Here is a 20,411-nt window from a genome sequence, read left to right as displayed (position 1 = left end):
TGATTATAAGAGGGAGATGACGATGAATGTAAAACATAGTGGTGTGTTTACAAATCCCGAAGTTTTAGAAAGACTTAATAAATTAGAAAAATCTCCTCAAATGCAAGGGAAATTAAATGAGTTAAAAGAAGGCGTAAAAAATAACGCTTTTGACCCAATGCGTTTAATCCCATTAATACCAGTTGTACTGATTATTGGTGCTGTTGGCAATTATCTGCCTTCTCTTGATTACTCTACTTATAAATATCCTTTACTCATAATAATTGCTTTTGTTGTTTGCTTTGCTGGCAAGTTTTTTGTAACAAATAAGGTTGATGTAAATACTCTATATGCGAATAATGTCTTAACGCCGATTCTAAATGCGATTCTGCCTGGAACGGTATTAGAAAATTCTGAAGGAATTGACGACAGTATTTTTAATAATCTTCTGCCAATATCTAGTATTTATTATTCAAATAAACACATAATTTTTGGCGATGAATTCAAAACTGAATTTTCAAACATGCAAGCAATGCACACTTCTAGAAGTGAAAGTGGAAAAACTGTTAAAAAAACGGATTTTATTGGGCAGGTCTTATTAATAAACGCAAAAACCAATATAAATGGTCACATTAGAATCGTTCCCGTTACTGGAAAGAACTTTATGGGGCAAAAACTAAGTGGATACTATGGCAAAAAAACAAAAGAGGAGAGTGAAGTTCAAACAGAATCCATTGAGTTTAACAACTCGTATTCAATCTTTTCTACAGACGATTTTTATACAAAGCTTGTATTAGATCCAAGTTTTATAGAAATATTGAATAATTTGCAAAAAAGAATGAGAGTTTGCATATATCTAGATAGCGAGCATATTATTGCAGCTTTTGATTCTGGTCGGTATATATTAGGAAATCCTGGAAAATCTGGAATAGAAAACCTTTCTTTAACAAGAGAATATGCAAGATTTAGAGATGTTTTGGCTGAATATTACGAAATAATCAGCGTAATTATTGCAAAATTAGAGATTGCACACTAGTGAATTGCAAAACAGAGACAATTAAGACTAGAAAAAGGCTAAAAATAAAGGAGACATTATGGATTATGAAACTATTTTAATAGTTATTGCAGCAGTGCTTGTAGTGGCTATTGGTTGGTTTATTGGCACGTTAAATAGGCTAAGAAAATATAGGGTGATTATAGAAGAGTCGCGGAAAAACGTTGATATTGCGCTCGCTAAAAGATACGACACGATTTGCCAAATGCTTAAAGTTGCGCAGTCGTTTGCAAAATACGAAAAAACAACATTAGTGGATTTAGTGAGTTTAAGAGAAGGATTAAACTCCGCTGATTCTAGCGAAGCAATGAAAAATCAGAATAATGCAATAGGGAAGATTTATGCTTTGGCAGAAGCTTACCCAGAATTAAAGTCTTCCGAACAATTTTTGAATTTGCAAGAAGAAGTAAACGACGAAAATGAGCAATTGGCTGCAACAAAAAGAATCGTAAATAGTAATATCAGCGCTCTTAATCAAAATATTGTTACTTTCCCAGTTTCGTTTATTGCAAGATTAAGCGGAATAAAGCAGATGGATTTTCTTGATGAAGATGATTTAAGCAATAAGAAGAATATTGATAGCATACTGAGCTAGCGAACATGTTTAGCTAGTGAAAATGTTTAGCTAGACGGTATATCTAATGTAGGCAATCGCCCGCGAATTTGCATAGATTGGCTACTTTTGTATTGGTTGATTGGTGTTTTTAAAAATAAACGCCAGTTAGTTTAGTTCAACTTGACTGGCGTTTATTAGTTATTTGCGTTATTGGTTATCTGTGCTCGTTACTTGCTGTGCTTGCCAATGCGCGTGCGTTTAAGCGAAAATGCGCCGAAAGCTGACAGCAGGAACGCTAATCCAGTGCCTGCAATGGTTGAGGTTGTAGAACCTGCGCGTGCAAGCGGTTCGTGCGTTTGTAGAGTCGGTGCTTCTTCCACAGTCTCTTCTTGCGTTGGTTCCGGTTCTGGTTCCAGTTCTGTCACTGGCATTGGCATTTGTTCTAGTGAAGGAATTATAGGAACTGGAATAGGCTCCGATTTCGTAGTTGGAACAGGAGTTGGTTCCGGCTTTGGTGGTTCCGGTTTAGGTGGTTCCGGCTTTGGCTTCGGCCTAGTCACCGTCACATTTTTCACAAAACTTATTCCCATAGTTTCCGTAGCTGTATTGGGTACATGACAAGTCTCTACTTTATAAACAGGAACTGTACGACTTGTTTCGCCTTCCTTCCAGTCTGTGACGGTAGGAGTGCCGACAACATCATTCTTATCAAAATCGAATGTTAAACCACTTATACCAGCGCAACCAGCCATTAGTGTATGATGGTTTCCAGCACTATCGTCATACGTTTCCGAACCGATTGTGTTTGCGGTAACCGCATTAAAAATTTCTTCATATTTTTTGTATTTGAAGAACCACGGGGTTTCTGTAATGTCCTGTACAACTGTAGGCTTCGTGTCGTTAGCCTTCAGGATTTCAAGCGTGATACTGGTATATTTCCTTGCAACAACCTTTGTATTTTCCTCACTAAATGGGATAGTACACGGTTCTGCGATTAGCACGTTTTTAATAGGATCATATTTGAGATAGTTGCTATATGCTGTTGCTCTATACATATCATCACTGGTCACTTGCCAGCGTATATATTGTCCACTCTTATCAGTTATAAGTTCTCCAGCCAATTTGTTAGTGCTATCAGTAAATTGCGGCGGTTGCGGCTTCTTAGGGTCTATAACTGGAGTTTGTTGTGGCTTACTCACTGTCCATTCAAACATGCTTAAGTTCATAGTTTCCGAGCCATCATCGCCCTTATGGATTGTAGCCATATAGATAGAAAGTGTACGACTTGTTTCGCCGTCCTTCCAATCTGTAATGGTGGGCGTACCGGTAATGCCATGTTTCCAAAAGTCGTATTTCAGACCAGTTAGACCCTTGCCGCCGATTCTTTGTTCAACGTTGGATCTCTTAAAATTATACGAACCGATTGTTGTTTGATTAATTTCATTCCAGATATCCGCATACTGCTGATACTTGAAAAACCACGGGGTTTCTTTAATACCCTCTACTACCGTAGACTCCGTTTCGCCAGCCTTCAAGGTCTTGAGGGTGATATTGTTGTATTTCCTTGCAACAACACCTTGCTTCTCATTCTTAAACGGCTCCGTGCTTGCAGTTGTAGTCAACACTTTTTTATCAGGAACATAATTGAGATAATCACTGTACGCAGTCATTTGTTCTGAGTTAGAGTTGGTGGAATTATTTATTGCTCGCCAGCGAACATATTCACCATTTGCATCGGTTGCGAGTGCTGCCGACAGCTCATTTCTATCAAACGCAAACGGCTTTGGTTCGGTCTTATGATTCTCTGCGCCTGCGGTCTTAAATGTTGGAATAACCTCTTCTTGAAGTTTCTGTCCATTCTTGTTATACATACGAAGTCCTGTAACGCGGATGGTAGCGTTAGGGTGTTCGCGAGCTGCGCTCGTGCGCCATTTGAACGTGTAGCTATAATCTGCTGCGCGCGTTATAGCACTGTCATATGCAAGTTCGTATGTATCGCCGTTCTTATATTCGACGCGTATATACTCATAAGAATCTCGGCAAGGTCCGTATTTATTTGATTCTGCTAACGTAATCTCTTTACCGCCGCGCATGAACTTTGGTTTAATGGTAACTGCTACACCCGGCTCTACCACTGTCATTTGTGGATATGAAACAGTTTCTTCCTGAGAGTCTGCTTTTTCTGTTTTAGCTTCTGTTTCCGTAGTCTTAGCAGTTGTAGTAGTTGTAGTAGATGGAGTTACACCGCGGTATTCTGCAATGATTACTTTATTCTCGCGAGATTTATTATCTTCTGTTTTATCGTTGCTAGTTTTATTTTCGTTAGCTTTATTATTACCAGTTTTGGCGCTATTCTCTAAAGTATTTTGATTAGCGAAATCGCATGGGGGGGGTATTCGTGTCTAGCTGTGCCTTATTTTCACTACTTGAAGTGACTTTTGTAGCTGTAGCTTTTGCAACTGTATTTTTTGTAGCAGTGCCCTCTGTAGTAGCTTTGCTTTCTGTGGCAGTGCTTTCTGTACCTGAGGCTTTTGTAGTTGTGCTCTCTGCGCTTGCAGCTTCGGTGGTATGAGATTTTATGGCAGTGCTTTCTGTAGGTGCCTTATTTGCATTAGTATCAGCAGCATAAGCGGTTTGGCTCATGCATACTGCGCAAGCTGCTGTCGCAATACCCATCATGGTTGAGGTCAGAATGATTTTCGTTGTCTTATTCATAAAATACCCAATTAATTAACTAAACCTTTGTTACTTTATTTCATAAAATATAACAAATACATAATTGCATATTACATTATAACGATTTTGATAAAAAATATAAGTGTTTATTGATAATTTTATCAATAAACACTTATATGCGTTTTGAAATACTTAATCTCTATTGAATATTTAACTAAATATTTAGCTAAATAATATAAGATATTTAGTATCTAATCTTAAGAAATAATCTGCTAAATAAACTGAGATATTACAATACCTGCAGCCATAAGTGGAATGTTGAAGATAAGGAATGTTGGAATGCATGTATCCCAAATGTGGCTATGCTGACCATCTGCATTTAGGCCAGAAGTAGGGCCAAGCGTTGTATCGGAAGCAGGGGAGCCTGCGTCTCCAAGAGCTGCAGCAGAAGACATAAGAATAATTGTTGCAGGAGTGCTAAAACCAATGCTTTGGCAAAGAGGCACGAACAAAACTGCAAGAATAGGAACCGTGCCAAACGAAGTGCCTATGCCCATAGTTACAAGCAAACCAATAATCGTAATAACGAATGCAGCGATTAGCTTGTTTTGACCCATAGAAGCAACGCCAAAGTGTACAAGCTCATTAACTCCGCCCGTAGCTTGAATCACGTTAGCGTAGCCGCCAGCAATGAGCATAATAAATGCAATAAGACCCATAAGCTTAACGCCGCCCATAAGCTGCTTATCGATATCTTTCCATGCAACGGCTCTAAAAATAATCATGGTTGCAAGACCTGCAAGAGAAGAAAGTGAAAGATCCTTACTAATAACTTGAACTACTACAACAACAATAATCGCAAGCATGGTTACATAGTGTGCTTTAGTAAGCGGGCCAACAACAGCGTCCGCTGCGCGAGTATCTGCTTCGGTTGTTTTATATTCGCGAGGCTTTCTGTATAGCACAAACACGGCGAATAGGAGGGCTGCAAGCATTGCAGCACCTAAATACCAGTTCACAGCGCTAACGTCTGAAACGCTAACTTTCATACCATTTTTAGAAAGATTAGTTGCAATAACTGTTTGGAAAATTAAGCCAAAGCCAAATGGAATAGCAATGTATGGCACTTCTAGTCCGAACGCAGTGCAGCATGCGGCGGCGCGGCGATCTAGCTTAAGCTTGTTCATAATGGAAAGAATTGGCGGAATAAGAATAGGAATGTAAGCAATATGAACAGGCACAATATTTTGAGACATGCATGCAATAATTGTTAGAACTGCAAGAAGAATAAATTTGTTTGTGCCGATAAGTTTACTGATTTTTTTAGAAATGATTTGAGCTAGGCCAGTTGCTGTAATTGCTTCTGCAAAAGTACCAAGAAGAATGTAGGCGAGCGCAGTTTGCGCATTTGTGGAAAAACCATCACATAGCAAAGCCATAATAGTATGGCTTCCATCTCCAAAAAGAGGGAGATGTCCAGCTATGCCTCCTGCAACGCATGCAACAATCATTGCGAGTAAAACATTGAGTTTAGCGAGACTTAACGCGCATAACACTACAACCGATACGATTACCGGATTGCATAGAATGTTTAAAATCTGCATACTGTTTCACCTCTTTTTAAAGTTATCTTCATTTTGATGTTTGCAAATAATATGTTTTTCAATTTTGATAATTTTTAAATTTTAATAATTAAAGACAATATAACATAAAAACATACGTAAAATTTTTATTGGCAAAATAAAGATATTAAGTATGCTTGAAATTTACATGTTTGAATCATAAATGTGACATTTTGTCACTATATATCGTGTTTTTATGGTTAAAACATAAACAAATGAACAAAATGTCTAAAAATAAGTTAATATTTGTTCGCCTTGAATAGTACGATGAAAGTACTTTCAGGAGATTAACGTCAATAATTGGTCTCTTAATTTATAACCTTTTGTTGCAACATAGCAATATGAGGTAGTCGCCAAAATCATTATAGGCGATATCAGAATTAAATATTGAGTCTGAAGTTAGAAGAATCAAAAAAATCAAAAAAATCAAAATAAAACCAAAAAATTGAAAATTGAAAATTAAAAATCCACGATTAAAGAGTAAAAGGAGGAATGCTCGACGATTGCAATAGAAGCGTGCCGTACAGTTTCGCTTCAAATGCTTATTTCGTCGCATGTAAATTATGCAAGAAGAACAAACGCTTATAGAAGCGAAAGAATTAGGATTAAAAAAATTTAGAAAATCTCCATTTTGGAATGTGTCACTAAAAGTTAAGCCGCACGAAATTGTAGCAATATCTGGAGAACACGGTTCGGGAAAATCTGCTCTATTACTAGCATTGTCGGGCTACATGAAGTTTACGAATGGAACGTTAAAAATCGCAAACTTGAATCTTCCAGCAGATACAAAAGAATCACGTCAATACGTTGGTCTGGGACTGTTCAATGGAATCAATGAATTCTACAACACTCAAACAATAGAAGAAGTGCTTATGAGCGAGCTAAAACTCGCGAGTGCATCGCCTCTATTTCGCGAACAATACAAGAATAATGTTAAAAATCGCGAAGCTCTACATCAATACGCGTATAACGTTCTAGCGTATTGGAAAGTGTTATCTCCTAGAGAAACTGCTATTGGTGATCTAACACCATGCGAGCGCATGAGATTGGGAATCGCACTTGCTTTGCTAAAAAAGCCGTGGATTCTTTTTGTAGACGGCGTAGAAACTGAGCTTACTAGTGAGCAAAGCGAATGCTTACTTTCCGATATTCGCGAATATGTTAGCAAAAACTACTGCTCCTGCCTTGTTGGAGTTTTGCAAAGTGAGTTAGAAAAGCAAGCGGATCAAGTCTTAAGACTTATGCCAAATAATGAGAAAGCAGAAAATTCTCATACTGATTCTCAACTTGCTACAAGTGAAGCAAATGGTGGTGAAAACAATGCACGTTAATACTATTGCTCTTGCATTTCGTGAGCTTAACAATACGATGAAAGGAAAAGCTCGAAAGCTTGTTATTGGAACCGTAGCTTTGATTCCACTTTTATACGGATCGCTTTACTTGTGGGCGTTTACAAATCCTTATAAGACTTTGGATACTGTTCCAGTCGCAGTTGTTGTGGAAGATAACGGTGCGATGATAAACGGCAAAATGCGCAATGTTGGTGATGAAATCAAGAATCGTTTAAAGAATCAAAAAGATGGAAGTGAAGGATTCCAGTGGAACTTTGTAAATAGCGCTAAAGCAAACAAAGGACTTAAAAATGGCGATTACTTTATGGTAGCAACTATTCCAGCTTCCTTCAGTAAGTGCATTGCTTCCGCGCAATACGATACTCCAACTAAAGCAAAACTTCACGTAAAGTACGATCAAGCAAGCAATATGCTGGCTTCACAAATTGGTAAAACTGCTTTCCGCACTATGCGTACTGAGATTAGCGAGGCGATTGCTCAGGAATATTGGGAGCATATGTTTGAAAAAGTAAATTCTGCTTCTGATTCTCTTAATTCAGCAGTGAGCGGTTCTGGCGATTTAAGCGCTGGAATGCAATCGCTTAATGGCGGAGTAGATAAGCTTGCTGATGGATCGATCAAGCTTACTCAATCTTTGCAAAAACTACAAAACGGATTAAGTGAACTTCAAAAGGGAGCGCAATCGCTTAGCAATGCAAATGCACAGAGCAAAGATGGAGCGCAATTCTTAGCTCAAAAAACTAACGATTTGGCAAATGGCGCAAATCAGCTAAATAGTGGAGCGCAAACGCTACATAACGCAACAGACGAATTATATAATGGTGCGCAAAAGCTTTCAGATTCTAGTGCGCAGCTTGAAGAACATGTTAAAGCAGGAAACGAGGCTACAAAAAATCAGCTTGCTCAATTGCTTGTTGAAGCGCAAAATCCGCTTGTAACAAAAGAGCTTGTGTTAGAAAAATTGCAAGGTCTTGCAGGAGGATTAAGCGAAAATTCTAAGCTCTTAGAGACGAATCTTTCGGCATTGAGTCAAGGTGCTGGAGCACTTTCTTCTGGTAGTTTGAAGATAAAAGCTGGAGTTGACGCCGTTTCTAAAGGAATATCAAGCGTTCACAATGGCTCGTCGCAGCTTTCCGCTGGAGCAAATAAGCTGGCGGAAGGTCTTAATAAAGTAAGCAATGGCAGTGAAAAGCTTAATAATGGTATTAATTCTGCTGCGCTTGGGTCTGCAAAAATAGTTGATGGATCAAGTCAATTGAATTCTGGAGTTCAAAAGCTTTCTGAAAACACTCCAAAGCTTGTTGATGGAGCTAAAAAGTTGCATGAAGGTCTTAAAAATGCTCAAAATTCTAGCAAAATCAACAATATTAAGCAAAAAAGCAAGATGATGAGTGCGCCAGTTGCGCTTAAAGAGCATGATTATTCGCATGTTGAAAACTACGGAACTGGCTTTGCGCCTTACTTTATTTCGATAGGTCTTTGGGTTGGTGCGCTTATGGCAACTTTTGTTTTGAGAGTTATGGATAGGCGAGCAATTCTTAATGGTATGAATCCGCTTAAAAGTGCGCTTATTAGTTTTACGCCGTTTGTGCTTATGGGCGTTGTGCAAGCGATTATTCTTATGGGCGTTGTTCACGGAGCGTTGAAGTTGCAGATTGACAACGTTGCTGCATTCTACGCGCTGGGGATTATAGCGTCAATAGTCTTTATGGCCATAATGCAAATGATTATGGCAGTGTTTAAGATTCCGGGAAGAATAGTTGCGATTGTGCTACTTATGCTGCAAATAACTAGCTCTGCAGGAACTTTCCCAGTGCAAATGACGCCATCGTTCTTTAGGGTGGTTCACCCATATTTGCCTATGACGTACTCGATTCTTGGGCTTCGTCAAGCAATGGCTGGAAAGAACAGTGGCGCAATAACATCCAGCATTGGAATTCTTGTGCTTTTCGGTGTGATTGCAATTGCAATAACAAGCATTGTTGCGCGTATGAAGCGTACTGTAACAATGTTTGATTTGCATCCTGTAATTACATTGGAGGCATGAGAATACGACAATGAGTAGGTAGTAATTACTGTGATTGCTGGAGTTACTGAAGTTGCCATAATATAAAAATTGCAACCGAGTGCTGCTCAAATTTGTACCCAAGTTAAGTATGACTACTTATGATATTGTTCATACTAGCGTAGTTGTTCAGATAGGTGTACGAGCAGTGCTCGGTTGTGCATAACTATACGACTATATGTGAACCGTATATGACGTAACTGGTATGGCTAACGCAACTATGCGCAATTATATTAATCTACCTAAGGGCTTATATGAGTTACAGAGAGAAAGGACGTGTCAATGACTGCACGATTTACCGACGAATTAAAAAATGAGAATATCGAAACATGGGATGCTGCTATTCATCATCGTTTTGTTAACGAGTTAGTTGAGGGCACTATTCCTGATGCTGTATTAGCTGGATATTTAATTCAAGACTACCGATTTTTAGATAGTTTCTTGGCTCTGCTTGGTGCTGCAGTTACGACAGCAGACACACTTGATTCTCGTCTCGTGTTTTCGAAATATATTGGTGAGGTAGCGGGAGATGAGAATACGTATTTTGTGGATGCGTTTAACGAATTTAATACTCCTGAATCTTTCCGCAATAAAATTCCAGACACTGAAGCAACTCGCGAATTTAAAAAGATGTTTTTAGACGCGGCTCACAGTGGACATTATGCTGCCGTGCTAGCCGTGTTAAACGTTACAGAATGGATATATCTTACGTGGGCATCAAACGCTGAAGGTAAGCGTCCTGAACGCAAGGTTCATTACCAGTGGATCGACCTGCATGATTATGAAGGATTCCACAAGTTTGTAGGGTTCTTGCGTGATGAGTTGGATCGTATTGGTCCTAAGGATGCTGATATTGCTCGAGAATATTTTGCGCGTGCAGTAAAGCTGGAGCGCATGTTCTTCGATAATTCGTATGAGACTCCTGTGGCAATCTAACGAATAGCATTCTAACGAACGGATGGAAATCTAACGGATGGAAATCTAACGAAGTAAGCAAGCTGTGAGAATAAAAATAGACCCTACAAGATTTGTAGGGTCTATTTTTGAGAAGATGAGAAATTTTCGTTAATAATTGAAAATCTCACTGTTAACTATATATTAGAAAGTAGATGCGTAGACTTCGGCAATAGCATCTTCGCTCATATGCATGTATGAATTCTTTAGAAGTCGCTGCTGCTCTTTAACAACGCTTGAAGCCCAATCGCGAATCATGTCTTTGGTCATTCCATACTCGTGAAGCTTGTGCTTAGGGAGAATCGTGTTAAGAACTTCGTCAAGCTTGTTTAATACATCTGCTTTTTGGCATTCAAGAATATTTGCCATAAAGTCAAAAAGTTTAGAAAGCTCAGTGTTTTCAGCGCTAGTGCTGTTTTCAGAGTTGTGCTTAGCGTAGTAGCGCAAAACGCTTGTAAGAAGAGCAGCGTTCGTCTCGCCGTGAGCCACGTGGAAAGTGCCGCCAAGAGGATAAGCCATAGCGTGCACGCAACCGCATCCGGCATTACCAAATGCAATGCCAGCGTAAAGACTTGCCGAAACCAAGTCGCTTACAACTTGGGCTTTAGCGCTGCTACCTTCCTTAACAACTCGCATGTAGCTTTGCAAAATAAGACCGCAAGCCTTGTAACTAAACATTTTTGTAAGCTCTGTTGCAATAGGGGAGAGTGCAGACTCAATAGAATGCGTAAGAGCATCAATAGAGCTGGTTGCAAAAACGTAATCAGGCAGGCTCTTTAACAATTCTGGAATAAGAACCGCGTCTGTAGCGTAGCAAGAATCGTTTGCCAAACCCTTTTTAGTGTTGCGCTTTGTGAGCGAGAACACGGCAACGTTTGTAACTTCGGAACCAGTGCCGCAAGTAGTTGGAACAAGAATAAGATCTGCGCCTTTTTGCGCAGGAATCTTGCCATCAATCAAGTCTTCAAGCGGGCTTGTTTGCTTTAACGCGCAAACTTTAGAAATATCCAAAACAGTGCCGCCGCCAATGCCAATCACGCGCCTTGGAGTAGTGTGAATATCTCGAACAATCGCGTCAACCATTTCGTCGCTTGGCTCGCCCTTGCCGTAGTTTTCTTGGAAAATCACATTACAATCAAGATTTAAATCGCCAAAATAAGGCTCCCAAATGTACTTGTTTGTAATAACCAAATCGTCTTTGCCAAGCTTAAATTCTTGCGCAAAATCGCGCGTATTTTCAAATTTGTGAATAGTTGGCTTAATAGATAGCTGCTTCATCCTAGACTCCTTTGTTTTAATTTGTACGTCTTACGCTAATATGCGCGTTTTAATTCGCGATTTGTGCGCGGATGATTAAAAAACCAAGCAACCGCTCCATTATAGAACAAATTGCTTGGTTTAATAAACGCGATTTAAGCTAATCGCAGAACTTAATCAGCAGAGATTAATCAGAAGCTAATCATCCCTTCAACAAAGCCGTGTAAGCTGCCATCGTAATGTAATTGTATGGCTGGTTGAAGTGAGGCATAAAGAAGATATCACACAATGCAAGCTCTTTAATCGTGACTTTCTTTTGAATAGCAAGAGAGAACAGGTGGATTGCTGCAGACATATCGTAGTTAGAAGCCAATTGGCATCCAACAATCACCTTAGAATCCTTCTTGTAAACAATGCGAATCTTAACTTTTGGATTCTCAACTTCCATAAACGCAGGCTTTTGAGTATCCTCAAAATCAACGTAATCAACGTCCATGCCCTCTTTTTGAGCAGCCGTTAAGCTCAAACCAGTGCAAACAAGCTTGTAGTCGTAAATCATCATTGCGCTAGAGCCTTGCACGCCCTCGGTTTCTACAGGAGTTCCGCAAACGTTGTGGCCTGCAATCAAGCCGCTTCTAACGGCATTAGTAGCGAGCGCAATGTAGTTTACGCGGTCTCGACCGTTGTCGTAGATTGTAGCGCAATCGCCAATAGCGTACACGTCTGGGTCGGAAGTTTGCTGCTTTTTATCAACTAGGAAAGCGCCGTTTTCGTATTGCTTCAAATGATCTTTTCCAAGAGCAACATTTGGGTGGAATCCAATAGCACAAATCACCATGTCGGCGTCGTAAGTGCCCTTGCTTGTTTTAACAGCCTTAACTTCAGTATCTCCAACAATCTCTTCAACAGCTTGACCAAGCTCAAACTTAATGCCCTTATCTTCCATAATCTGCTTCAAATTATCGGAAAACTCTGGGTCAAAATAGCCGTTAAGAATATGGTCTTCCATGTCAATAAGAGTCACGTTCTTGCCAAGGCGCTTAAAAGCTTCCGCAAGTTCCACGCCAATGTAGCCGCCGCCAAGAACAACAACGTTATTAAAATCGCGCTCTTGAAGCTTAGTAATAACAGTTTGCGCGTTCTGGAAAAGCTTTACCATTTGCACGTTTTCCAAATCAATGCCTTTAATGCGTGGCTTGTTTGGAAGGCTGCCAGTAGCTAGAACGAGTTTATCGTAAGAATCGTGAATAACAGTGCCGTCTTTAAGCTCTACAGTAACTTCTTTCTTTGCGTAATCAATGTCTAGAACTTTGCTTTCAAGATTTACTTTTGCGCCCTTTTTAACGAAATCTTCTGGCTTCTGGTAGAACAGTCCATCGCTGCTTTGAATCTGCTTTCCAATCCACAAAGCCATACCGCAGCCAAGGAAGGAAATGTTGCTATTCTGATCGTAAATTGTAAGATCGTTTCCTGGGTAGCTCAAAATGGTGTTAGCGCAGGCAGTGCCAGCATGATTTGCGCCAATCTGAATAATCTTGGTCATCGGTAATCTCTTTTCGTCGTTGATGTTACTGTTTAATTTTCATATGCGTGCTGTTAACCACATTGTTTGTTAGTTACACGCTGGTACTAAATCTTATTACATTGATACGAGTCTTGCTAATTTTGATTCTAGGTGTGTTGTTTCTGATTATTGTATAAGTTGTAATTACGATTTAATCTTTTCTATGAACGTGAAGTATGTAATAGAATCGTGAGTGTTTTATATAAGTGCATTCGTGTATATATAGTTTCGCAATGTCTTTTGATAAATTTTGATAAACTTTGATAAAGTTTGATAAGTGAGAGTTGTATGAGGGGGTATTTTAATGCGTATTTTGATTACTGGTTTTACGCCGTTTGATAATGAGTCTATAAATCCGTCGTGGGAGATTGCGCAATCAGTGCATGCTCCTGAGGGTGTGGAACTTGTTCGTTTGCAGATTCCTACGGAATTTAACAAGGGTGCGCAAAAAGTTATTGAGAAAATAGAGGAAGTTCATCCTAATGCTGTGCTTTCGTTAGGGCAATTTGGCGGTTCTGCTTGTTTTAATGTCGAGTATGTTGGTATTAACTGTAGAGCTGCGCGCATACCGGATAATAGTGGATATAAGCCTTGGTATGAGCCTGTTGTGCAAGATGGTGATGTGGCTTATAAAGCGACTTTGCCAGTTGTAAGCATAGTTGACGCTTTAAATAAAGCAAAATTGCCGGCGTCTGTGTCTTTTTCTGCGGGCGCATACGTGTGTAATGACGTGCTTTACAGTGTTTGTCATTATTGCCAGACTAAAAAATTGCCAATTAAGAGCGGTTTCATTCACGTTCCGTATTTGCCTGAGCAGGTTCTCAATAAGCCGAGCACGAGTTCTATGAGTTTAGCTGATATGCTTCGAGGCATTGAAATTGCACTGCGAGTGATTGCAAGTGATTGCGAGTGATTGCTAGCAAATAGCCAGGTATTTATTTTCTATGCTCGCTCAAGCACGCGCTCAATAGCGTTGTTTTGCGAAAGAAGATAAACGCAATACTGGTTCATGCTTATGCCTTCGGCTTGAGATTGCTCAGACAATTGTCTGTGTAATTCTTTAGGAAGACGCAATTTGAATTGCCCAGAATAATCATTTATCTCATGGTAAGACGGCTCTTTTATGTTTACTTTGCTTTGAAGTGCGGCTTCCAGCCAAGCCTTTTTAGCATCCTGCGCATTTGCTGCTGCTTCTTGTTCGGATTCTCCAGAACTCATGCACCCTGGCAAATCAGGGTAGTAGGACACAAATCCGCCTTCATCTGGATCTTTTACAATCTCCAGCTTGTATGGGAGTGACATGTAGTAGCTAAGCGTTTTATTCGTAAGTGTTTTCACCATATTTGATTTTCCTCTTTTATTTCTTCGTCTTCTGCTTCTACTACAGATTTCACCATTTCTACGTATATCTTTTTGATTGGTTCATGCTTAGGAATTGTAATTGGGTTGGCGTGATTTTTGCGAAAAGTATAATGACTGCTTCCGCTTCTTGGATTGCACATTTCATATCCGTAGGCTTCTAGCACTTTTTTCAATTCCTCAAATCTCATATCTTTAGATAAGCTAAGTATTCGCTTAAGTAATTTGTCCCATTGCGACATTTCACCCCCAGTTAATAGCGTGTTTTTGGTGTTTATAAAATTATAAGTGGTGTTACATATGGTGTCAATGTATTCGGTTTGCTGCATAGAAATTATGCAAATCATGATTTGGAGTGAAATATAAGAAACGATGCAAATTTAAACTAACTTTTGTTCGTACAAATATGGAAAGTCGTAAATTTATTTTATTAACAGAAATCTATGAACAGAAATTTATAAGACTATTTTATTAAAAGAGTTATTGTAATTTGTTGCCACGTAATTGGTAGGAGTAAATCCTCCATAGTTTTAGATTTATCCATGTGGCTATATTATTGTGGTTATGGCTGATTTTTCTCATATTCTTGCAACGCGTCCAGATTTTGATGAGTCTGATCGCGAATGGCTGCATCACCTTGTAGCAGACTGGCAGGTAATAGCAGACTTAAGTTTTGCAGACTTGCTTTTGATTATTCAAAACGGCAATGGTGATTACGTTGTAGCAGAACAATGTCGTCCGTCTACAGCAATCACACTTAGAACTGAAGATTTACTAGGTGTAAAACTAGACGAATCAATGCATCAAGAACTAAGTGCAGCAATGAGTAAGGAAACAAGTTTCCACTCTTCTGTATTAAGAACTGTTGGAAGAGCAACAGTTTGTAATGTTTACGCCCCAGTGCGTCATAATGGCAAGACGTTAGGTCTTGTTCTTAGAGAAACAAATCTTGCTACAAGAGAATCAAACGGTAGGTATGAGACCGAAAGCATTAATGCTGGCAAAACTCTGTTCGACATGATTTCGCGAGAGCAATTTCCATACCACGATTCAATGCTAAATCAGCGCCACAATGCTAGAGTTGCAGATGGTTTTATTATTTTAGAAGAAAGCGGAGTTGTGCGCTATGCTTCTCCTAACGCAATTAGCTGTTTCCGTAGATTAGGCGGATTAGACACTATGCAAGGCGAGTTTCTATGCGAGTTTGGAGCAAGATTGTTGCACACAAACGATGTTGTTCCTGAAAGTTTGCCTCTTGTACTAAGCGGTAAAGCGGATGTTGATTGCGAACTAGAAGTTAATAATTCTGTTGTTTCTATGCGCTCGCTTCCATTGTATGGTCCAAATGATCGAACGGGTGCAGTTGTTCTTTGTCGTGATGTTACAGAGGTTCTCCGTAGGGAAAAAGAGCTTCAAACTAAGAATGCTACTATTTCTGAAATTCATCATCGTGTTAAGAATAATCTTCAAGCTGTTTCTGCTTTGCTTCGTCTTCAAGCTAGAAAAACTAAGTCTGCAGAAGTACGTAAAGAATTAGAAGAAGCACAAAGACGCGTTCAGACGATTGCTCTTGTCCACGAAGGTTTAAGTCAAACAGCTGATGAGGTTGTTGATTTTGATAAGGTTATTTCTAGTTTGCTTAAAATGTCTATTGAGCTTGCTTCGCAAAATCAGAATATTACGATAGATTTTTGTGGCAAGTTTGGCATGTTGGCAGCACAAGATGCAACTCCTCTTTCTCTTGTTTTAACAGAACTTGTGACTAACGCAGTAGAGCATGGTTTTGAGGGAGTTAGTGAAGGACATATTAAGATTTCTGTTGGTAGAGGTGGGGATAATCTGAGTATCGTCGTCGAAGATGATGGAGAGGGTATTGAAAGTGAGTCTTTGCACGGTATGGCTAAGTCTTCTGGATCTGGGTTAGGCACTCAGTTAATCAATACTTTTGTTACTAACGACTTTGGCGGAACAGTTAAATGGGAGCAACGTAGAGAAGGTGGAACTCGTGTTCTTCTCGACATTAAGCTACGAGTTCCAGGAGTGGAGTAGATGTAGATTACAGTTCTGCATTTTGGTTTCTTCTTGCACGTATAGCCCTGCGTTTTAGTGATCGTCGTTCATCTTCACTAAGACCACCCCATACGCCGTAATCTTGGCTTGTTTCAAGCGCGCATCTTAGGCAATTGTCTGCAACGTTACAAGTTCTGCACACTGCTTTGGCTTCCTCAACCTGCTGATTAGATGCACTGTTACTTCCTACTGGGAAGAAAAGCTCAGGATCTTTGTCTCTGCATGCTGCTTTTGAACGCCAATCAAATGCGCTGCTCATAAATAAATATCCCCTTTAAAAAACGTAGCTTACGCTGGTTAAAACTATTATTAAACTTTGTTTTTAAAAACTATCCGCACTCAAGGAAACCATGAATATAACTTTTTTTCAAGACTTTTTTAAGAATTTTTTATTTTTTAATTTTTTGAATAATTTAAAATATCTTTTTTATGTAAAACTTTATGTAAAACTTAAAATCTGTAATAGATTAGCACTTCCAGGAATTACCATTACGCATCTTCCTGGAGTTTGATAATCATCTACATTAAGAGTTTTTAGCAAGTCTGATGGTATTCCGAGCATTGTATCTGTCCCAGCATCTCCTGTTGGGAATATTATTCTTACTGGTGCTTGTTCTGGTATGCGAATATGCCTTGCGTTTTGTGCGCAGAAAATTACAGTTATTTTTGGATTGACTAGTTTACTTTGAAATTCTTGAGACTTTGTGTCGCTACTAAAAGGTTCTAGCAGTGAGTCTGCATTGTCTAAAATATAAATATTTTGCGAATTGTTGTATGTGTTTCTTGATTTTATAGCTTTAGAAATTACGTTTATAAGATTAGTTTTTCCTCTCTTATTTCCTCCAATAATTGCGATATTTCCCAGATTTGTAGGTAGAATTGCCTCGCTTAAATTAATGCCATCGTCTTTTAAGCCTATTAACAATCCATCTTCTTTACTTAAGTCATAGCTAAAGTCAGAATTAAACCTAGAAGATTTATCGTTGCAAAAAGTATTATTGCAATAATTTTTGATTGTTGAATAACCTAAATATCTTGGTAATGGAGCACTGAATAGTTGTTTAGGTTGATTATAGTAGTAGAATTTTCCAGCTAATTTTATTGCTTGTATAAGAGAATCTTTGTTTCTGCTTTGTGAGCATTGTAATGCTATTATTCCATCTCCAGTGTTGCAGTATGCTGCTCCAGGATTGTTTGGATTTATGCTCGCTGCACAAGATGATCCTAATAATTCATGAGATTGCATTGCATCTCTAACTCTTAAACATATGTTTATAGACATATTTGCTTTCATGTCTGCATTTACTTGTGCCATTGGATTCTGTGTGCATGCTATAAGGTGCATTCCTAAGGATCTTCCAACTGATGCTATTCGTATAAGACGATTCATGTAGTCTGGCAATTGATTTTTTAATGCGTGAAATTCGTCTATAACAATAGCCAGTGAAGGCTGGTATGGTTTTACTTGATTAATATCATGGCATCCTTGGCATGCTACTAATCTTTCTCTTCTATCTAATTCTTTTTCTAATCCTCTAAGTGCTCTTACTGCATGTTGAAGGTTTAGATCTCCTACATTCCCAATGCTGTGTGGGAGTGTGGAAAGAGCATCAAATGTGGCTCCACCTTTAAAATCCATAAAAACAAATTGCAAAGATTTGGGGGAGTAGTTGAATGCTAAAGCCAAACACCATGATGTTAGTAACACAGATTTGCCTGAGCCTGTTGTACCTGCTACAAGAGCGTGTGGTCCGTTTCTAATAAGGTCTAAACAAAAATATCCGTTTTCACTTATCCCGATTGGTGCTACGAGTTTTTTATTTGACTCATTGGAAGATTTTAGCCAAGAGTAAACAACATTTTTCCATGGAGGAGTACTGCTATTTACTATATTTTTAGAATTACTTATGTTGCTTATTTGATTAGTATTATTTATCAGTATTGCTTCTAAATTTATTGGAACAAGCGTATTTGGAACACCTTGAACATGCTGGCGACTTATCCTTTTAGAAAATTGTGTTTCAACACGTTTTTTAATATTATTTTCGTTTTTGTTATCACTTTTCTTATTCACATTGTATTGAATAATTTGTGGTATTAAGCAAGCAATATACATCATTATGCTTGGGACAACCATTGCTAGCATCATCCAACTTTTTTGCAAGCACGCCATTATTGCTAGAGCAATATTGGCAAAAATTGGCACAATATTAGCGATAATCTGCATCCAAAACATTGATTTTGAGGATGCGTTTTTATTATAGATTGCGTTGTTTTCATAGTTTCCGTAGTTTTTACATTCCTTATATTCCATAGCGCAATCATGCATGAGTTTTTACAGTTTGTGCAAGGAAAATACAGCAGTGTGGTTAAAGGTTTAAATACGATAAAACTTTTGTGTTAATCGTGTTAATCGTATTCGTATTATTGTTGATTCATTAATTCTGCAAGTGTTCCTACGCTTCCAGGAGCATGTGTTCCTGCAGATAACTGGTTGAATAATTCAATATTCTTGGCGTCGTCTAACAATACTGATGATCCGACTCCGTAAACCTCATAATCAGGGTTTGTCCAATAAACTGTTCCCGTTACACCATCTTTTCCTGTAGCTTCTTTAAACGCAAGCCCCATGTTTAGTAGTGTTCCAGGATTTGTGTTTTCGTCTAACATTGCTGAATCGAGAGATGCTTTTGCAAATCCTTTTACGGTCCCAAAATTTGTAAGTGTGCTGCTAGATAATGCTTTTTTCATTATTGCGCTTATCACCATGCGTTGTCTTGCTGCTCTACCAAAGTCGGATTGTGGATCCGCGTATCTCATTCTGGAAAAAGCTAGCGCAACTGTTCCGTCTACGCTATGGCATCCAGCTGTCCAATTAAGACCACTGTATGCATCATTTACAGTACGGTTATAGCATAAATCTATTCCGCCCAAAGAATTTACAACTTTTGTAAGTCCTTCGAATTTTATTTCTGCTACATGATCTATTTTGTGACCAGTTATTTTTTCGACTGTTTTTGTTAAGGCTCGTTTTCCAATATCTTGCGCAACAGTGTTTATTTTCATTTGCTGACCATTTATTGAAACAAGCGAATCTCTTGGAATTGATATCAAAGAGCTGTGTCCGCTTACAGGTTTTGTTAGTACAAGAATAGTGTCTGTTCTAAAGCCTGTTATCTCTTTAGCCTCTTCGCCTTCTCTCTGGTCTGATCCTAGAATAAGCCATGTTGTTTCTTGAGTGTCTTCTGTATTAGTCAACCATGGTTCGCGTTTTATTTGTGAATCAACCCAGTTCCAAGATAACGCTCCACACACTCCTACAATAATTAAGAGCGTTACTAACAATAAAGTTAAATATTTTAAGAAATGATGTTTTTTTCTATAACCTATAGGGTTATTAGCAGGATTATCAATTGATTCTACATCGTCTGGTTTTTCAAAGATTTTATTAGACGTTCCTATATAAGACTCAGGTGAAATCATATACGATTCGGAATTTGAATATGCTGTGCTAATCGGTTGCACATTAATTGATGGTGTTATATTCGATATTTTTGGATGACTTGTGTTGCCGTTTTTGCGCGATGTTGGTGCAAAAGATGGTGCTTTTTGATTGATTTGTGAGTTTTGATTTTCTATTTCTTTAAATTTGTGATTCTGTTTAGGAGGAAAACTCGGTATTGCATTTCCATTATTTGCGCTTGTATTGTGTGAGTAAGAGCCATTCTTATTTTTTCTACGATTAGATGGTGCAAAACTAGGAGGATTATTCTGATTCCCTGAAGCGTCTTCTGGACGTTGCTGGCTCATTTATCCTCCTGTAGCATAACTCGTATGTGTTTGCTAATTAATAATTTCTAATCGTATTAACTCAATGCAATAACTAACAATGGCATTATAAAG

Annotated in this window: 17 protein-coding genes; 7 read left to right on the top strand and 10 right to left on the bottom strand. The window is 38.7% G+C overall.

Annotation, left to right across the window (positions count from 1 at the left end; all coding sequences use genetic code 11):
* The first annotated feature begins 22 nt into the window (after nucleotides 1-22).
* Entirely contained in the window at nucleotides 23-1,015 is a 993-nt protein-coding gene (locus HXT60_RS04090) for a DUF3137 domain-containing protein (protein ID WP_421790815.1), read from the top strand.
* Between the two features lie 58 nt (nucleotides 1,016-1,073).
* A complete protein-coding gene (locus HXT60_RS04085) occupies nucleotides 1,074-1,628 on the top strand; it encodes a LemA family protein (protein WP_101887925.1) in 555 nt (184 codons plus the stop codon).
* 188 nt (nucleotides 1,629-1,816) lie between these two features.
* On the opposite strand, the gene HXT60_RS04080 is transcribed toward HXT60_RS04085, so the two are convergent.
* From HXT60_RS04080 to HXT60_RS04070, 3 genes are all read right to left on the bottom strand, one after another.
* Nucleotides 1,817-3,724, bottom strand: a complete 1,908-nt coding sequence (locus HXT60_RS04080) for a hypothetical protein (protein ID WP_421790813.1) — start codon at nucleotides 3,722-3,724, stop codon at nucleotides 1,817-1,819.
* Between the two features lie 235 nt (nucleotides 3,725-3,959).
* Complete coding sequence (locus tag HXT60_RS04075; RefSeq protein ID WP_421790811.1) at nucleotides 3,960-4,304, bottom strand: hypothetical protein; 345 nt, start codon at nucleotides 4,302-4,304, stop codon at nucleotides 3,960-3,962.
* A 233-nt stretch (nucleotides 4,305-4,537) separates the two neighbouring features.
* Nucleotides 4,538-5,869: a Na+/H+ antiporter family protein gene (locus HXT60_RS04070; RefSeq protein ID WP_004113204.1), complete on the bottom strand. Its 1,332-nt coding sequence runs from the start codon at nucleotides 5,867-5,869 to the stop codon at nucleotides 4,538-4,540.
* A 581-nt stretch (nucleotides 5,870-6,450) separates the two neighbouring features.
* Here HXT60_RS04070 and HXT60_RS04065 point away from each other — a divergent pair.
* From HXT60_RS04065 to HXT60_RS04055, 3 genes are all read left to right on the top strand, one after another.
* Complete coding sequence (locus tag HXT60_RS04065; RefSeq protein WP_065189362.1) at nucleotides 6,451-7,218, top strand: ATP-binding cassette domain-containing protein; 768 nt, start codon at nucleotides 6,451-6,453, stop codon at nucleotides 7,216-7,218.
* On the top strand, nucleotides 7,208-9,286 hold the full coding sequence (locus HXT60_RS04060) for a YhgE/Pip domain-containing protein (protein ID WP_162861890.1): 2,079 nt from the start codon (nucleotides 7,208-7,210) through the stop codon (nucleotides 9,284-9,286). Before HXT60_RS04065 ends, HXT60_RS04060 begins: the two co-directional genes overlap by 11 nt.
* Before the next feature lie 300 nt (nucleotides 9,287-9,586).
* Nucleotides 9,587-10,240 carry a TenA family protein gene (locus tag HXT60_RS04055; protein WP_004117575.1) on the top strand — a complete coding sequence of 218 codons (654 nt, stop codon included), beginning with the start codon at nucleotides 9,587-9,589 and terminating at the stop codon, nucleotides 10,238-10,240.
* A 162-nt stretch (nucleotides 10,241-10,402) separates the two neighbouring features.
* Here HXT60_RS04055 and HXT60_RS04050 read toward each other — a convergent pair whose 3' ends face one another.
* Together HXT60_RS04050 and nox are read right to left on the bottom strand one after the other, a co-directional pair.
* A complete protein-coding gene (locus HXT60_RS04050; RefSeq protein ID WP_004138239.1) occupies nucleotides 10,403-11,536 on the bottom strand; it encodes a 4-hydroxybutyrate dehydrogenase in 1,134 nt (377 codons plus the stop codon).
* 181 nt (nucleotides 11,537-11,717) lie between these two features.
* On the bottom strand, nucleotides 11,718-13,058 hold the full coding sequence (gene nox, locus HXT60_RS04045) for a H2O-forming NADH oxidase (RefSeq protein WP_415691088.1): 1,341 nt from the start codon (nucleotides 13,056-13,058) through the stop codon (nucleotides 11,718-11,720).
* Between the two features lie 325 nt (nucleotides 13,059-13,383).
* Here nox and HXT60_RS04040 point away from each other — a divergent pair, with 325 nt between their 5' ends.
* Entirely contained in the window at nucleotides 13,384-13,992 is a 609-nt protein-coding gene (locus tag HXT60_RS04040; protein ID WP_004114816.1) for a pyroglutamyl-peptidase I, read from the top strand.
* Nucleotides 13,993-14,021: 29 nt separating this feature from the next.
* Here the strand turns inward: HXT60_RS04040 and HXT60_RS04035 are convergent, their stop codons facing one another.
* Both HXT60_RS04035 and HXT60_RS04030 read right to left on the bottom strand, forming a co-directional pair.
* Nucleotides 14,022-14,420: a type II toxin-antitoxin system HicB family antitoxin gene (locus HXT60_RS04035; RefSeq protein ID WP_009993678.1), complete on the bottom strand. Its 399-nt coding sequence runs from the start codon at nucleotides 14,418-14,420 to the stop codon at nucleotides 14,022-14,024.
* On the bottom strand, nucleotides 14,414-14,767 hold the full coding sequence (locus tag HXT60_RS04030) for a type II toxin-antitoxin system HicA family toxin (RefSeq protein WP_013399666.1): 354 nt from the start codon (nucleotides 14,765-14,767) through the stop codon (nucleotides 14,414-14,416). The genes HXT60_RS04035 and HXT60_RS04030 overlap by 7 nt, the downstream gene beginning before the upstream one ends.
* Before the next feature lie 235 nt (nucleotides 14,768-15,002).
* Between HXT60_RS04030 and HXT60_RS04025 the strand changes: the two genes are divergently transcribed.
* Entirely contained in the window at nucleotides 15,003-16,487 is a 1,485-nt protein-coding gene (locus HXT60_RS04025) for a sensor histidine kinase (protein WP_032837358.1), read from the top strand.
* A 7-nt stretch (nucleotides 16,488-16,494) separates the two neighbouring features.
* Here the strand turns inward: HXT60_RS04025 and HXT60_RS04020 are convergent, their stop codons facing one another.
* The 3 genes from HXT60_RS04020 to HXT60_RS04010 all read right to left on the bottom strand — a co-directional run bounded on the left by HXT60_RS04020 (nucleotide 16,495) and on the right by HXT60_RS04010 (nucleotide 20,318).
* Nucleotides 16,495-16,767: a WhiB family transcriptional regulator gene (locus HXT60_RS04020; protein ID WP_004113182.1), complete on the bottom strand. Its 273-nt coding sequence runs from the start codon at nucleotides 16,765-16,767 to the stop codon at nucleotides 16,495-16,497.
* A gap of 180 nt (nucleotides 16,768-16,947) precedes the next feature.
* Nucleotides 16,948-18,837 carry an FtsK/SpoIIIE domain-containing protein gene (locus HXT60_RS04015; RefSeq protein ID WP_421790807.1) on the bottom strand — a complete coding sequence of 630 codons (1,890 nt, stop codon included), beginning with the start codon at nucleotides 18,835-18,837 and terminating at the stop codon, nucleotides 16,948-16,950.
* 95 nt (nucleotides 18,838-18,932) lie between these two features.
* Entirely contained in the window at nucleotides 18,933-20,318 is a 1,386-nt protein-coding gene (locus HXT60_RS04010) for an LCP family protein (protein WP_009994387.1), read from the bottom strand.
* Nucleotides 20,319-20,411: the final 93 nt, after the last annotated feature.

This window comes from Gardnerella sp. KA01002, assembly GCF_049244015.1.
Lineage (GTDB): Bacteria > Actinomycetota > Actinomycetes > Actinomycetales > Bifidobacteriaceae > Bifidobacterium > Bifidobacterium vaginale.
This window is presented reverse-complemented; position numbering and strand designations above follow the sequence as displayed.

Bases quoted from the DNA above. Each gene is read 5' to 3' on its own strand.
- HXT60_RS04055 (WP_004117575.1), top strand. From the start codon at position 9,587: ATGACTGCACGATTTACCGACGAATTAAAAAATGAGAATATCGAAACA.
- HXT60_RS04030 (WP_013399666.1), bottom strand. From the start codon at position 14,767: ATGCAGCAAACCGAATACATTGACACCATATGTAACACCACTTATAAT.
- HXT60_RS04075 (WP_421790811.1), bottom strand. From the start codon at position 4,304: ATGAATAAGACAACGAAAATCATTCTGACCTCAACCATGATGGGTATT.
- HXT60_RS04085 (WP_101887925.1), top strand. From the start codon at position 1,074: ATGGATTATGAAACTATTTTAATAGTTATTGCAGCAGTGCTTGTAGTG.
- HXT60_RS04040 (WP_004114816.1), top strand. From the start codon at position 13,384: ATGCGTATTTTGATTACTGGTTTTACGCCGTTTGATAATGAGTCTATA.
- HXT60_RS04035 (WP_009993678.1), bottom strand. From the start codon at position 14,420: ATGGTGAAAACACTTACGAATAAAACGCTTAGCTACTACATGTCACTC.
- HXT60_RS04010 (WP_009994387.1), bottom strand. From the start codon at position 20,318: ATGAGCCAGCAACGTCCAGAAGACGCTTCAGGGAATCAGAATAATCCT.
- HXT60_RS04070 (WP_004113204.1), bottom strand. From the start codon at position 5,869: ATGCAGATTTTAAACATTCTATGCAATCCGGTAATCGTATCGGTTGTA.
- HXT60_RS04050 (WP_004138239.1), bottom strand. From the start codon at position 11,536: ATGAAGCAGCTATCTATTAAGCCAACTATTCACAAATTTGAAAATACG.
- HXT60_RS04015 (WP_421790807.1), bottom strand. From the start codon at position 18,837: ATGCATGATTGCGCTATGGAATATAAGGAATGTAAAAACTACGGAAAC.
- HXT60_RS04020 (WP_004113182.1), bottom strand. From the start codon at position 16,767: ATGAGCAGCGCATTTGATTGGCGTTCAAAAGCAGCATGCAGAGACAAA.
- HXT60_RS04060 (WP_162861890.1), top strand. From the start codon at position 7,208: ATGCACGTTAATACTATTGCTCTTGCATTTCGTGAGCTTAACAATACG.
- HXT60_RS04065 (WP_065189362.1), top strand. From the start codon at position 6,451: ATGCAAGAAGAACAAACGCTTATAGAAGCGAAAGAATTAGGATTAAAA.
- nox (WP_415691088.1), bottom strand. From the start codon at position 13,058: ATGACCAAGATTATTCAGATTGGCGCAAATCATGCTGGCACTGCCTGC.
- HXT60_RS04025 (WP_032837358.1), top strand. From the start codon at position 15,003: ATGGCTGATTTTTCTCATATTCTTGCAACGCGTCCAGATTTTGATGAG.
- HXT60_RS04090 (WP_421790815.1), top strand. From the start codon at position 23: ATGAATGTAAAACATAGTGGTGTGTTTACAAATCCCGAAGTTTTAGAA.